Raw genomic sequence first — 13,413 nt, forward strand, 5'->3', positions numbered from 1 at the left:
AGAAGAAAGCGTTTTTTATATTTATTTTTTCTTATTTGGGGCGGTTCATAGTCTTGGCTTATTTAGGCCATATTAAGATTATGGGGCGATAAGGGTATTGTTATGCTCGATACACGCTATCAGATTTTTATTTCAACGTCAGGTCGCGAGATGCAACCTGAACGTGTAGTTCTCTCTCAAACTTTAGTCAGTATGGGTTTCTTTGCTTGGGGTTTAGAGTATAGAAGTCCTTTAACTACAACACTTTCCCGTCGACAAATTGATGAATCGGATTACGTTGTCTTACTATTAGGCAGCCAGTACGGTGAACAATCTATTTCTGGCGCTAGCTATTTTGCCCAAGAGTATGAATATGCTTTAAGCCGAGCTAAACCTATTGTGGTATTCATGCATGAGCAACCTGAAAGCCGTGATATGCATTTGCAAGAGACTCATCCACAGCTTAAAGAAAAATTTCTAGCATTTAGAAAGAAACTATTACACGAAGCTCACCACGTATTTTACTTTAAAAGCCCGCGTGATTTAGAGCTAGCTGTCCGTTTAAATATACCTCTAATGGTTGAACAACATGTGGGACAGGGTTGGGTACCTGCACACCAAGCACATCAGTTGGAAGATGAGGTTAATCGATTAAAAAGTAAAATTTTACAATTAGAGAAACAATTAGCAGATGTACCTACACAACTCAATGAAGTAGCACCACAAGACATTTTTGCGTTTGAGTATCAGATTCAAGCGTTTCAAGATGGTAACTTTAAAGAGCTGAAGCGGCAGAGACAAATGACGTGGTCTGAGCTATTAAGTATTTTGGCTAAACACTTTGAGACAGCTATGCCAGAAGAAAACTTCGGCACTTGCCTTAATGAATATCTTAATCAAGCAGGGCTAGAAGATGCCCGTGAGGTGTTACCTCGTGCCCATGCAGTAGCTTGTGCACAAATCAATCATAAAGCGCTATTTCGAATTAAAAGGCAAATGCAGTCACAAGGTTGGATTATTCCAACAAAATCTGAGCAGTACCCAAGTTTGTGGAAATTGACCACAAAAGCGCAAAAACTTTTACTGAGTTATAAATGGAATCATCGAGGTGCTCGATTAAAAGCTTAGAGCGATTCAATTTATATATAACAATGAAAACTGTTACATTAGTGTCATAAGTTGAACTGAAAGGCATTTGCGCATGTCGTTTGAACAAAAACCGAAAGTTACTGTCATTTTAGCGAATTTAGGTACACCGGATGAGGCAACTGTCCCAGCGGTGCGCCGTTTTTTAAAGCAGTTTTTATCTGATTCACGTGTGATTGAAATACCGAAATTGATCTGGTGGATTATTTTAAATTTGTTCGTTTTACCTTTTCGTCCAAAAAGAGTAGCGCATGCCTATGCTTCGGTATGGTCTACCGATTCACCAATGCGTGAAATTGTGTTTGAACAAACTCAACGTGTGCAGGCTTATTTAGAGCGTGAAAATAAACAGTTTGATTTAACTGTGTTGCCTGCTATGACTTATGGTAATCCGGGTATTGATAAAGTTTTAGAAAAATTGTCGGCTCATCCACAAGAGCATGTCATTTTATTGCCTTTATTTCCTCAATATTCTGCGACGTCGACAGCACCGTTATACGACGCATTTGCCAAATGGATTCCTAGTCAGCGCAATTTGCCTGGTCTAACCATTATTAAAGACTACTACCAGCACCCAATGTTTATTCAGGCACTGGCAGAAAGTGTTTTAGCCTACCAAGAGCAGCATGGTAAGCCTGAAAAACTATTGATGTCATTTCATGGTATTCCACAGCCTTATGCAGACAAAGGCGACCCTTATGCAGACCGTTGTCGCATTACCGCAAAGTTAGTCGCTGAAGCTTTACATTTAAACGATGATGAATGGGCAATTAGTTTCCAGTCCCGTTTTGGAAAACAAGAATGGGTGAAACCTTATACTGACCAGCTTTTACAAGATTGGGCGAAGCAAGGTGTTAAGTCAGTTCAGGTTTTAAGTCCCGCTTTTTCTGCCGATTGTTTAGAAACACTTGAAGAGTTAGCCATCCAAAACGCTGAGTTGTTTCAAGAGGCGGGTGGCGGAAGCTATGCTTACATTCCTGCTTTAAATAGTGATCAGGCTCATATTGATTTGCTTGCAGGTTTAGTTCAGGCTAATCTTGATGCCCTTACCCATACCTTAGCCCACCGTTAATTGCGTTTTAGCCAGAGGTTCTTATGCTGCAAGTCAAAATTGTTCCAGTTACTGCTTTTGCTCAAAACTGTTCTTTAGTCTGGGACAGTGAAACAAAAGAAGCAGTTTTGATTGATGCAGGCGGTGACGCTGCTGTTTTGAAGAAAGAAGTAGAAGCTTTAGGTTTAAAGGTTAAAGCTCTCTGGTTGACTCATGGGCATTTAGATCATGCAGGGGCAGTGGGTGAACTCGCACAAGAATGGAGTGTTCCTGTTGTTGGTCCACATAAAGAAGATCAGTTCTGGTTAGATATGATTCAGGAAGTTTCAGCACGTTATGGCTTTCCAATTCCACAGCCAGTAAAAGTTGATCAATGGCTTGAAGGCGGCGAAGTGCTAAAACTAGGTGAAGATGAGTTTGAGGTGCGTTTTGCACCAGGACATACACCAGGGCATGTCATGTTCTATAACAAGAATCATGGCTTACTCTGGACTGGCGATGTCCTGTTTAAAGGCTCAATAGGAAGAACAGACTTTCCACGTGGAAACCATGAGCAACTCATTGAATCGATTCAACGTGAATGCTTTAGCTTGCCAGATCAAACCCAATTTATTTCAGGTCATGGTCCAATGAGTACCATTGGCTATGAAAAAAAATTTAACCCGTTTGTCGCAGGTAAAGCGGGTTAATCCTCATAATCATCTTCATGCTGACTACCCTTGTTTTGTTGAGGAGCATCTTGGGTAGGCAGTCTATATTCATCGTTTGCCCAAGCGCCTAAATCAATGAGTTTACAACGTTCAGAACAAAATGGACGAAATTCATTGCCTTCCCAAACACTTGGTTCACCACAACGTGGGCAGGGGAATGTACGTGGCATAAAGCGATATCCTCAAAGTGAAGAGAAATAGATTAGGCAAAAGTCAGGTGACTTGTTAGACTTGTGCCGATTTTTATTTAGTTTGATGTGATTATGCAGATTCGTCAATTTCAAGCACAACGTATGCAAGCGCCTCGTGATTTTACCCCAATTGAAAATACTCCAATTTGTGTAGAAATTGGGGCGGGCAAAGGTAAACATGCTTTGCTATTTAGTGGGCAAAATCCACAGCACACGTTATATGCGATTGAACGAACCCGAGAAAAATTCTTGGCAATGCAAAAGCAGCATGGTTTAGAACCACGAGAAAATCTGGTACCTGTACATGCGGATGCTTTGCCGTGGGTGGTACATGCTTTACACCCTGCACAAGTTGAACATTTTTTTATTCTCTATCCGAACCCTGAACCTCATAATCCGGCACAGCGCTGGTTAAACATGCCATTTTTTGAGTTTTTGTTATCACGTCTGAAAACAGGCGGAACCATTACTTTGGCAAGTAATATTCCTGAATATATTGAAGAAGCTGAACAACAGTTATTAAATGTGTGGAAGCTGCCTTACCAAAAAGAAAAAATTGCACAAACTTCTGCACGTACTCATTTTGAAATTAAATATTTAGAGCGTGGTGAGCTTTGCCAACAGCTCATAATCAGCAAGCCTGAAGGTTATCAAACTCGATTTGATGAATTTATGCCACTGCAAGGGCAAACACATGGCGAGTAAGCGCATTGCCATTATCGGTGCTGGTCCGGCTGGTTTAATGGCAGCTGAGGTACTGAGCCAGTATGATTATGAAATTGATGTGTTTGAGCAAAAACCTTCGGCTGCGCGTAAGTTTTTGATGGCTGGTAAAACAGGTTTGAATATCTCGCATGCTGAATCATTAGCCCAGTTCATTGAACGTTATGACCATGCAGAATGGCTTAAACCGTGGGTTGAGAAATGGGATGCAGTCTGGATTCAGAACTGGATGAAAAGTCTTGGGATTGAATCGTATGTGGGTAGTTCCGGTCGTATTTTCCCCGTCGAAATGAAAGCTGCTCCTTTACTGCGTGCTTGGCTAAAACGTTTAGCAGAACAACAGGTTAAATTCTTTTATCGACATCGTTGTATTAATTTGCAAGGTACAACTGTGACTTTAGAAAAGCAAAATAATCAAAGCAGCAAGACTTTTACCCAACAATACGCTGCAGTCGTGTTGGCTTGTGGGGCTGTATCTTGGTCCCAATTGGGTAGTGATGGTGCTTGGCAGCAATGGATGGATCAATCCAGTATTGAACCTTTTCAAGCAAGTAATGCAGGAGTATTGCACACTTGGTCAGCTTTTATGGAAAACTGTTTTGGTGAACCTTTAAAGCGTATTAATGCGTGGGTTGAGCCTAGCCAAGTTACTCATGGTGATATTGTCATTACTTACTATGGTTTAGAAAGTGGTGTCATTTATAAACTTGGACGAGCTTTAAGAGAACAACAAAAACAAGGGAAAAGCTTAAATCTATTTTTAGATTTATTGCCTGATGTAGAGCTTACACAGTTAGTTAAAAAATTACAGGCTAGCAAAAAACAATCGCTTACTAATATTTGGCGTAAAGCAGGCTTAGACACGGCTAAAATTAACTTAATTAGAGAAGTGGTTGATAAAGCGCTATGGAACCAACCAGAGGCTATGGCCCAGCAAATTAAAGCACTTCAAATCAAGTTAAGTGGCTTTAGACCGATTGAAGAAGCAATTAGCTGTGCTGGTGGTGTTAAGCAAGGTGCATTAACTGAAAGCCTAGAGCTTAAACAAACCTCAGGTGTTTTTTGCTGTGGTGAAATGCTGGATTGGGATGCTCCTACAGGTGGCTATTTGCTTACAGCATGCTTTGCTACTGGACGAGCTGCTGGTGAAGGCGTGCATTCATTCTTAGAGAAATAATGGAAAATTTGCTGCTATGTTTGATATGTGAAAAGTGTTATTTTTGAGCGATCAATAATAATAGGATTTACGAGAACATGTCTCAAGCATCACCAGTTTATCAAGGAAGTTGTTTATGTCAGAGTATTCGCTATGAAATTAAGGGCGATATCGGAGATATTATTCAGTGTCATTGCCAACGATGCCGAAAATCCAATGGAACAGCATTTGCCACCAATGCTCCTGTTAAAAGTACAGATTTTAAAATTACCCAAGGTGCAGACCTTGTCAAAAAATTTGCTGTGAACGGTGTATACCGCTGGTTTTGTAGCGAATGTGGTTCACCACTGATTAGTTCTCGTGATGCGCAGCCTGAACTATATCGTGTAAGAATTGGGTCACTCGATACACCATTAGACCAAAAGCCGACAATGCATATTTTTGCTGCTTCAAAAGCAGAGTGGGAAAGCATTTGTGACGATTTACCGCAATACGATGAACGTCCATGATTTAAAAAGTATGTTTTAATCAACTTTTAGATGATTTAATATACTTAAAACGGGGAGATGGCATTCCTCCCTTGAAAAACCGCCATATCGGCTAATGATGCCTACGTTACCCTCATATATTTATATCGCTGGGTACGTAGGTTATTGCGTACTCTGCTTATTTTTGGAGTACGCCATGTCATATTTTCCTTCATTGATTTTTGCTCTTTTAGCATCTCACTAAAGGGGTGGTTCTATGTATTATCCTTTACTTTCAATTGCTTTAGGCTCAGTTCTAGGGGCGTGGTTGCGTTGGTTTTTAGGTTTAAAACTGAATCCAGTTTATCCGCAAATTCCATTGGGTACTGTCACTGTTAATTTAGTCGGTGGCTTTATTATTGGTTTTGCGATGGCTTATTTTGCTCATAGTGATTTAAGTCCGAACTATAAGCTTTTCGTAATCACAGGCTTTTGTGGTGCTTTAACTACGTTTTCAACGTTCTCGATTGAGATTGTGACTTTATTGCAAAGCGGTAAGTTGGGCATGGCGATGTTGGCAATTTCTGTTCATTTAATTGGGTCGTTAATTTTTACGTGTTTGGGTTTGGCGACTTATTATTGGATAGCAGGCAACTGATTATTCAAATGTTTAAGGAGCGATGCATACTGCACTGCCTCCGTTTTAAGATATTCTCCAAGACCATTTGTATAGGCATACCTTACTTTTGAGAGATCAAAAGTAAGCAAAAATCTTTTGTTTCGCTGATGCTACATCCATGTAGCACAGCAAAACAGCGGCATCCATGCCGCTTGTCACGATAGTAAATGACGAATTAAAAACATCTGATTTATTTTGGGATTTGATACGCGTTAAAGTCATCAACAGCCTGACTGAAATCAGCTATATATTGTTTTTGCAAAATATTGGATAAGTGCAAACGGGAAACAGGTTCTGTTGATGACAAATGCCTTTGGTTACTTTGGGCAAAACCAAAGTAACAGAATTAGCTACTTTCATTTGAGAATAAACGGTAAGACTCCGTCGTGTATTCACAAATACTTAATTACTTTTCAGTTAAAGCCTGACCTTCAAACTTCACACCATCCCAACCATTTTGCATAAACTGACGAATATTTTGGTGGTCAGTTCCTTCTGGTGTAGCCAATACAGATGCATAGTGCTCTGCAAATAAACTTAAAGTTTGTGCTTGGTCTAAATCTTGTAACTTGGCAAAAGAGAAAACTTTTGCACTGCCTTGATTTTCAGTCGCAGCGTTATGCTGTGCACCATTTTGAAAAGCTGTTGGAGTATGTTGGTAACGTGCTTCAATATGAGCTAAAACGTCTGAAAATTTTGCTGTGCCTGCTTGTAATTGGGCAAGTAACTCTTGTGCCATAATCTTAAACTTCCTATCAAATGGGGCTTAAGCATAGCATCGAATACACGCTTTGAAAGCTTGGGAGCTATAAAAAAAATGATGGGTTGTTGAAAATAATCAGAAGCGTTTTTAGACAAATTGTGGATAAGTTTTAGTTTATACACAACTGAAAGAAGTTTGAAAAAATGCACATAAAAAAAGAAGCCTAAGTGGAGGAGATAGTCTTAGGCTTCCAATGATTTTAGTGTATTGGTCAAATCTTAACGCAAGATTAACTCTTACGACTGAAGCGACCGAAGCGTTTATTAAAGCTTGCAACACGGCCTTCATTACTTGCTTGACGTACTTCACCTGTATAGAAAGGATGCGAAGCACTCGAAATATCAAGGGTCACATAAGGATAGACTTGTCCTTGATATTCCTTGGTTTGTTTAGACTGAAGAGTACTACCGATTAAGAAGTAGACGTCTGCATTGGTGTCATGAAATAAGACTTGTTGATAAGCAGGATGAATATCTTTACGCATGAGAGATTGTCCTAAATTATTTTTGATTAAAGAAATGTTATAACATAACAATTAAAAAGTCAATGTAACCCTAAATGGCTACATTGATCAGTAAATTAAGTTAGTTAGAAGGTGGGACAAGCTCTTCAAATAGTCCATTCAAATTGTCATGAACTTTTAAGTGAATGAGGTTCCAGTAGTGTCCTGAAATGGTCCTGTTGACCATCAAAGTGTCTGGTGAAGGCTTAAAGACATCCCAGTACTTCAAAGATTTTTTCACAAGCAACATGCCATCATGATGTGATGAGTTCTCGGCAAAATCATAAGTGGTGGTAAGCGGACGTAATAACACTTCAATCCAGAGCTTATATAGTTCACTCGGGAATTTGCCTTTTTCGGCTAGTGAATGTAGCTCAAGTAACTCAGTTTCAATAAGGTCAATATCTTCATGACGAGCTGCATTTACTAAACGCTTAAAGCTATACACAATTTCATTTGAAAGTGTTTTAACACTGCCATAGTCATAAATAATGACACTGCCGTCTTGGCGGAAGGCAAAGTTACCCGGGTGAGGATCACAGTGAAAACGTTTTAAAAAGAACATTTCCTGACCTAAAGCACGAATCAAACGACGTCCAATCGTATTTCGAATTTCAATAGGCCAAGCGCTGGCAGTTTCAATGCTGTCACCTTGTTCGAGGCTCAAGGTTAAAATACGTCTTGAAGAGTAATCTTTATAAACAGTAGGGATGATAATTTTGTCATCTAACTGGCTATGAAATGTTTTGAAAACTTCTAGGTTTTGAGCTTCGATTTCATAGTTAAGTTCTGCTGAAAGACTATCCTGAATTTCTGCAAAAAGCTGATCTTGTAGCTTTTTATCAATTTTAAGTACGCCCATTAAACGAAGGGCTAAACGTACTTGTTTTAAGTCACTTTCACAGGCCTCATCAACACCTGGATATTGCACTTTAACAACGACTTGTTCGCCACTAGGTAGTGTAGCTTTGTGAACTTGACCAATTGAAGCAGCTGCAAAAGGTTCTTGATCAAAAGATTTAAAGGCAACATTAAGCGGTTTTCCAAGCTCACGTTCAACTTGTTGCTGAATAGCAGCAAAAGGCATGGCTGGGGCTTGGCGTTGTAACTTTGAAATTGCTTTAGCAACTTCGGGTGGGAATATATCTTTATATTGAGATGCAATTTGGCCGACTTTCATGACGGCACCTTTCATTTCACCTAAGGTGTCGGCAATTTGTAAACCAATATCCTGAAATAACTTGGTTTTTGAAGCCAGCTTTTGTTCTTCATCTGCGGTCAAGTTTCGAATCGAGTTAGAAACGGTTTTCGTTGCAATGCTCGCGGTCATTCCTGCAAGTTTCATAAATCGTTTGCCGGGTGAACTTGCATTCTTTGCCATATCTTCGATACCTCATTGACTACAACATAATATTGCCTAGTTTTGATCATAGGTGACAAAGCTTAAAAAGCCTATATGAAATTGTTTATCTCATGTAAGAAAATTTTCGAAAAACAAAATGTTATTTTTATAGTAAAAAATATGAAAAGCTTGTGAAAATCCATTTCATAAACAAAGCTTTAATATCTATAAAGTGTCTGTTTTTTTGGTGCTAATGTGAATGGCAGGTTAAATAGAAATAGAGATAACAAAAGTTATGACAAGTTTAAGTTCGGCCCATGGGCGGTCTCAGGCGGTTCCTTTATCTGTGTTTGAGCAGTCAAAAGATGCGCATATTATTCGTTCTGATGAAGAAGCAATTGAGCTTGCCAAACAACTTGCGCAAGAGTTTGCACAAGAAGCATCTGAGCGAGACAGAGAGCGCCGTTTACCCCTAAATGAAATTCAACAGTTCTCACAAAGCGGCTTATGGGCCATTACGGTTCCTAAGCAATTTGGTGGTGCACAAGTCAAATATCGAACTTTGGCTGAGGTCATCAAAACAATTGCGAGTGTTGATCCATCTCTTGCACAGCTTCCCCAAAATCACTTGGCTTTTATTGAACATTTACGTCTTGATGCAGGCCCAGAACAAAAACAGTTCTTCTTTAACTTAGTGTTGAGAGGGATTCGTTTTGGCAATGCATTTTCGGAAAAACATAGCAAAACGGTGGCTGACCTCACTACCACATTAAAAAAGACCGAGCACGGTTATGAAATTAATGGGAAGAAGTTTTTTGCAACAGGTGCATTGCTTGCACATTGGGTTCCAATTGTCGCTGTGAATGAACAAGGGCAGCCTTATGCGGCGCTAGTTCCTCGGGAAACTTCAGGGGTCAATATTATTAATGACTGGTCTGGTTTTGGACAACGTACTACAGCGAGTGGCACAGTAGAACTAAATCAGGTTCCAGTACGTGAAGAATATTTAGTTCCGATTTACCAAGCATTTGAACGTCCAACACCAGCAGGCGCTATTTCTCAGTTTATTCAGGCTGCGGTTGATGCTGGTATTGCGCGTGGTGCAATTGAAGAAACGATTCAATACGTTAAAAATCATAGCCGTGCATGGGTTGATTCAGGTCTGGAAAAAGCCAGTGATGATCCTTACACCATTGCAAATATTGGTGATTTAAAAATTAAATTGCGTGCAGCAGAAGCGGTCCTTGATTTGGCTGGAGATGCAATTGATCAAGCCATTGCTGAAACCACCGAAGAACATGTAAACCAAGCCACATTATTGGTTGCCGAGGCAAAAGTACTCACTACAGAAATTGCTATTTTGGCAGCCAATAAACTTTTTGAGTTGTCGGGTACGCGTTCTACTTTATCTGAACTCAACCTTGACCGTCACTGGCGCAATGCCCGTACCCATACCTTGCATGACCCTGTGCGTTGGAAATATCACATTGTCGGTAATTATTACCTCAATGGCATCCATCCACCGCGTCATGCATGGAGCTAAAGTGAAGAAAAAATAAGATTAGGAGAATAACGATGACAACAGCTCAAATTGAATTAGAAGAACTGTCTGTAGGCGCTGATTATGAGAAGGTAGCAAACAGATTTCGTCCCATTTTTGAAAAAATTGCACAAGGGGCAATTCAACGGGAAAAAGAGCGAATCTTACCTTTTGAACCGATTCAGTGGCTAAAAGAAGCTAAGTTGGGTGCTGTACGAGTACCCCGTAAATATGGTGGAGATGGGGTTTCATTACCTCAACTTTTCCAGCTTTTAGCAGAGCTAGCAGAAGCTGACTCCAATATTGTGCAAGCTTTACGTGGTCATTTTGCATTTGTTGAAGACCGTTTGGTTGCTCATAAAGAGCACTCACAGGAGGTTTGGTTTCAGCGCTTTGTACAAGGCGATTTAGTTGGAAATGCCTGGACAGAAGTTGGAAATGTACAGATTGGTGATGTCGTTACACGAGTCACTAAAGACGCTTCGGGTAATTTGGTCGTAAATGGTGAAAAGTACTATTCAACTGGCAGTATTTTTGCAGACTGGATTGATTTATTTGCTTACGATGAAGTGAACGACCGTCATGTGATTGCTGCTATTTACCGTCATGAAACAGGTGTAAGCGTGCTGGATGATTGGGATGGTTTTGGTCAAAAGACAACAGGCAGTGGTACTTTAAAAGTACATCAGGTCCATTTGCCAGCTTCAAACCTCATTCCATTTGATCAACGTTTTAAGTATCAAACCGCTTTTTATCAGGTGGTGCATCTTGCAACATTAACAGGTATTGCGCGTGCCGCAGTCGAGACGTTTAGTCAGGAAATTCGTGACCGTAAACGTATTTTTAGTCATGGTAATGGTGACTTGGTTCGCCATGATCCGCAAGTTTTACAAGTGGTGGGTAAGGCATCCGCTCAAGCGTATGCGAGTGAAGCAATCACCTTAAAAACGGCCGAAGCATTACAAAAGGCTTATGAAAGCCATTTCGCCGAGTCTGAAGTGAAAGAGCATCAGTTTAATGTAGATGCAGAGCTTGAGTCGGCACAAGGGCAGGTGGTAATTTCTAACCTAGTGCTTGATTTAACCAGTCAGTTATTTAATGCATTAGGTGCATCAGCAAGTAGCCAAGCGAAACAACTTGACCGTTTCTGGCGTAATGCTCGGACTGTATCTTCACATAATCCGCTTATTTATAAAGAAAAAGTGATTGGAGATTGGGAAGTAAACCGTACAGATTTACCATTTGTGTGGCAAATTGGAGCAAGTCCGCGGGCAAAGTCTGCATAAAATAAAAAAAGCCGATGTTTCATCGGCTTTTTTATTAGGTTTGACTTAATCGTTTGGTGTTTAAATAAAGCCGCGAGAGCAGTAAAACACAGGCAATGCTTAAGCCAATAATTAAACCTAGCCATACGCCAGCTACGCCCCAATGGGTATAACGTGCCAAATAAAGCCCGATTGGAAAAGCAATTACCCAATACGCCATAAGCGTAATCCACATCGGTGCTTGGGTGTCTTGCATACCCCTTAAACAGCCAGCAGCACTGACCTGTAGAGCATCCATTAACTGATAACCCATTGCAAACCAGAGTAAATACATCGCAACAGGTACAACATTTATATCTTGAGTGTAAACCGAGACAATTTGTTCACGGCCTAAAGCAATAAATGACATGGTCAATAGAGCAAAAAATACTGCTGTGCTCAAACCAATTTTTTGCACTTGGTACATAGAAGCCCAGTTCTTTTCGCCATAATACGTTCCCACGCGAATGGTTAAGGCAATCGCAAGTGAAAGCGGAATCATAAACAGCACCGAAGTAACTGAAATTGCCACTTGATGCGCGGCAATAAACACTTCACCCAGTGGACTAAGCACCAATGCCCCTGTACTAAAAATACTTACTTCAAAGAACACCGCTAAACCAATTGGCAGACCAAGCTGTAAGATTCTTTTAACCCAAGTCAGGTTAATTTTATCAAATCTGCTAAAAATAGACGTATTTCTATAAGCTGAAGCTTTATAAATATAGCCAGCTAAAGTAATCAGCATGAGCCATTGTAAAATGGATGTTGCAAAGCCACAGCCTGCGCTACCTAAAGCAGGAATTGGCCCTAAGCCATGCATAAAGATCATGTTTAGAGGGATTAAAACCACTAAAGCCAATAAGCTAATCGCGGTGACAGGGCGTGGGTGGCCTAAAGCTTCTGAATAGCCACGTAGCGCTGCATACATGGTTACGGCTGGCATACCTAAACCAATGGCATGCAAGAATAAGCTTGCTTTAGGTCGTAAGCTTTCTGGAACACCAAACACATGTAAGAAAAAAGGCATAAGCTGCAAAATGAGCATAGCCATTACACCTAAAATAATGGCAACCCATAATGACTGACGAACAATGACAGGAATTTGTTCTGTATTTCTAGCGCCTTTTGCCTCTGCAACTAGCGGTGTAGTGGCAATCATGATCCCGCTAAAAAGGAGCATAATAGGAATCCATAGACCTACACCTACTGCAATAGCAGCTAAGTCTGCTGCAGATAAATGCCCTGCCATAATGGTGTCAATTAATCCGAACCCTGCTTGAGCAAACTGCGTAATTAAAATAGGTAGCATTAAATGGAAGAGTTGTTTTAATTCAGTCCGAAACGACGTGACATTCGACACAAAAGATACTCTTTATAAATATAAAAATGAAACTAGCGCTGTAGGGTGAGTAACACACCAACAAAGATCACCACTCCACCTAGGAACCGTTGCCATGTAACAGGAGTTTTGTCAGTACCTAACCATCCAAAATGGTCAAGCAACATAGAAATAACCAATTGTCCAAAAACTACTAGCCCTGTAAAGGTTAAAAAACCAAGCTTAGGTGCAGTATAAATGCTCATGCTAATTGCATAAACCCCAAGGAATCCTCCAGTCCAAAGAAGCCATGGAATATTAGATATTTCACTTAAAGTGGGTTTCTCGGCACTTTGAAAGAACACCATAATGGCTAAAACAATAGTACCTATAAAAAATGATAATAATGCCGCTTGCAAAGGTGAGTGTAGTTGCTCACGAAGCTGAGCATTAATTGCAGTTTGAAAAGCCATGGCAACACCGATTCCCATAGCTAAGGGTAAGATCAGGAAAAGTTGACTAGAGAATTTCATCATTTT

At 40.3% G+C, this 13,413-nt stretch carries 16 protein-coding genes and 1 riboswitch; of the genes, 10 read left to right on the forward strand and 6 right to left on the reverse strand.

Annotated elements, in window-relative coordinates; all coding sequences use genetic code 11:
• The first annotated feature begins 102 nt into the window (after positions 1-102).
• The 3 genes from ABFY81_RS13000 (at position 103) to ABFY81_RS13010 (ending at position 2,865) form a co-directional block, all read left to right on the forward strand.
• Positions 103-1,107 carry a DUF4062 domain-containing protein gene (locus ABFY81_RS13000; protein WP_019456909.1) on the forward strand — a complete coding sequence of 335 codons (1,005 nt, stop codon included), beginning with the start codon at positions 103-105 and terminating at the stop codon, positions 1,105-1,107.
• Positions 1,108-1,180: 73 nt separating this feature from the next.
• Entirely contained in the window at positions 1,181-2,197 is a 1,017-nt protein-coding gene (gene hemH, locus ABFY81_RS13005) for a ferrochelatase (protein ID WP_347913923.1), read from the forward strand.
• A gap of 23 nt (positions 2,198-2,220) precedes the next feature.
• Positions 2,221-2,865 carry an MBL fold metallo-hydrolase gene (locus ABFY81_RS13010; protein WP_019456911.1) on the forward strand — a complete coding sequence of 215 codons (645 nt, stop codon included), beginning with the start codon at positions 2,221-2,223 and terminating at the stop codon, positions 2,863-2,865.
• Here ABFY81_RS13010 and ABFY81_RS13015 read toward each other — a convergent pair.
• The gene (locus ABFY81_RS13015) at positions 2,862-3,056 is read right to left on the reverse strand and encodes a DNA gyrase inhibitor YacG (RefSeq protein ID WP_004698974.1); all 195 of its coding nucleotides are present in this window, start codon (positions 3,054-3,056) and stop codon (positions 2,862-2,864) included. The genes ABFY81_RS13010 and ABFY81_RS13015 overlap by 4 nt on opposite strands.
• Before the next feature lie 87 nt (positions 3,057-3,143).
• Between ABFY81_RS13015 and ABFY81_RS13020 the strand changes: the two genes are divergently transcribed.
• From ABFY81_RS13020 to ABFY81_RS13040, 5 genes are all read left to right on the forward strand, one after another.
• Positions 3,144-3,782 carry an SAM-dependent methyltransferase gene (locus ABFY81_RS13020; protein WP_174743626.1) on the forward strand — a complete coding sequence of 213 codons (639 nt, stop codon included), beginning with the start codon at positions 3,144-3,146 and terminating at the stop codon, positions 3,780-3,782.
• On the forward strand, positions 3,772-4,977 hold the full coding sequence (locus ABFY81_RS13025; protein WP_347913924.1) for a TIGR03862 family flavoprotein: 1,206 nt from the start codon (positions 3,772-3,774) through the stop codon (positions 4,975-4,977). Before ABFY81_RS13020 ends, ABFY81_RS13025 begins: the two co-directional genes overlap by 11 nt.
• Before the next feature lie 77 nt (positions 4,978-5,054).
• Complete coding sequence (locus ABFY81_RS13030; protein WP_347913925.1) at positions 5,055-5,465, forward strand: GFA family protein; 411 nt, start codon at positions 5,055-5,057, stop codon at positions 5,463-5,465.
• A 44-nt stretch (positions 5,466-5,509) separates the two neighbouring features.
• Positions 5,510-5,576: riboswitch (Fluoride riboswitch) on the forward strand.
• Positions 5,577-5,700: 124 nt separating this feature from the next.
• Positions 5,701-6,081 (forward strand): fluoride efflux transporter CrcB, encoded by a 381-nt coding sequence (crcB, locus tag ABFY81_RS13035; protein WP_347913926.1) that lies wholly within the window; start codon positions 5,701-5,703, stop codon positions 6,079-6,081.
• Positions 6,082-6,247: 166 nt separating this feature from the next.
• A complete protein-coding gene (locus ABFY81_RS13040; protein ID WP_002053279.1) occupies positions 6,248-6,376 on the forward strand; it encodes a hypothetical protein in 129 nt (42 codons plus the stop codon).
• Between the two features lie 132 nt (positions 6,377-6,508).
• Here the strand turns inward: ABFY81_RS13040 and ABFY81_RS13045 are convergent, their stop codons facing one another.
• From ABFY81_RS13045 to ABFY81_RS13055, 3 genes are all read right to left on the reverse strand, one after another.
• The gene (locus tag ABFY81_RS13045) at positions 6,509-6,841 is read right to left on the reverse strand and encodes a HopJ type III effector protein (protein WP_240282433.1); all 333 of its coding nucleotides are present in this window, start codon (positions 6,839-6,841) and stop codon (positions 6,509-6,511) included.
• Positions 6,842-7,094: 253 nt separating this feature from the next.
• Positions 7,095-7,349 carry a type B 50S ribosomal protein L31 gene (locus ABFY81_RS13050; protein WP_019456916.1) on the reverse strand — a complete coding sequence of 85 codons (255 nt, stop codon included), beginning with the start codon at positions 7,347-7,349 and terminating at the stop codon, positions 7,095-7,097.
• Positions 7,350-7,449: 100 nt separating this feature from the next.
• Positions 7,450-8,748 carry an AarF/ABC1/UbiB kinase family protein gene (locus ABFY81_RS13055; protein ID WP_199943510.1) on the reverse strand — a complete coding sequence of 433 codons (1,299 nt, stop codon included), beginning with the start codon at positions 8,746-8,748 and terminating at the stop codon, positions 7,450-7,452.
• Positions 8,749-9,004: 256 nt separating this feature from the next.
• On the opposite strand from ABFY81_RS13055, the gene ABFY81_RS13060 reads away from it, so the two are divergent.
• Together ABFY81_RS13060 and ABFY81_RS13065 are read left to right on the forward strand one after the other, a co-directional pair.
• Positions 9,005-10,252: an SfnB family sulfur acquisition oxidoreductase gene (locus ABFY81_RS13060; RefSeq protein WP_347913927.1), complete on the forward strand. Its 1,248-nt coding sequence runs from the start codon at positions 9,005-9,007 to the stop codon at positions 10,250-10,252.
• A 32-nt stretch (positions 10,253-10,284) separates the two neighbouring features.
• Complete coding sequence (locus ABFY81_RS13065) at positions 10,285-11,535, forward strand: acyl-CoA dehydrogenase family protein (RefSeq protein WP_347913928.1); 1,251 nt, start codon at positions 10,285-10,287, stop codon at positions 11,533-11,535.
• A gap of 34 nt (positions 11,536-11,569) precedes the next feature.
• On the opposite strand, the gene abeM is transcribed toward ABFY81_RS13065, so the two are convergent.
• Positions 11,570-12,916 carry a multidrug efflux MATE transporter AbeM gene (abeM, locus tag ABFY81_RS13070; RefSeq protein ID WP_191012529.1) on the reverse strand — a complete coding sequence of 449 codons (1,347 nt, stop codon included), beginning with the start codon at positions 12,914-12,916 and terminating at the stop codon, positions 11,570-11,572.
• A 32-nt stretch (positions 12,917-12,948) separates the two neighbouring features.
• Positions 12,949-13,410, reverse strand: coding sequence for a DMT family transporter (locus ABFY81_RS13075; RefSeq protein WP_004698953.1), 462 nt, complete (start codon positions 13,408-13,410; stop codon positions 12,949-12,951).
• Positions 13,411-13,413 lie beyond the last annotated feature (3 nt).

It is taken from the genome of Acinetobacter sp. WA-87, from assembly GCF_039938935.1.
Taxonomy (GTDB): Bacteria; Pseudomonadota; Gammaproteobacteria; order Pseudomonadales; family Moraxellaceae; genus Acinetobacter; species Acinetobacter seifertii.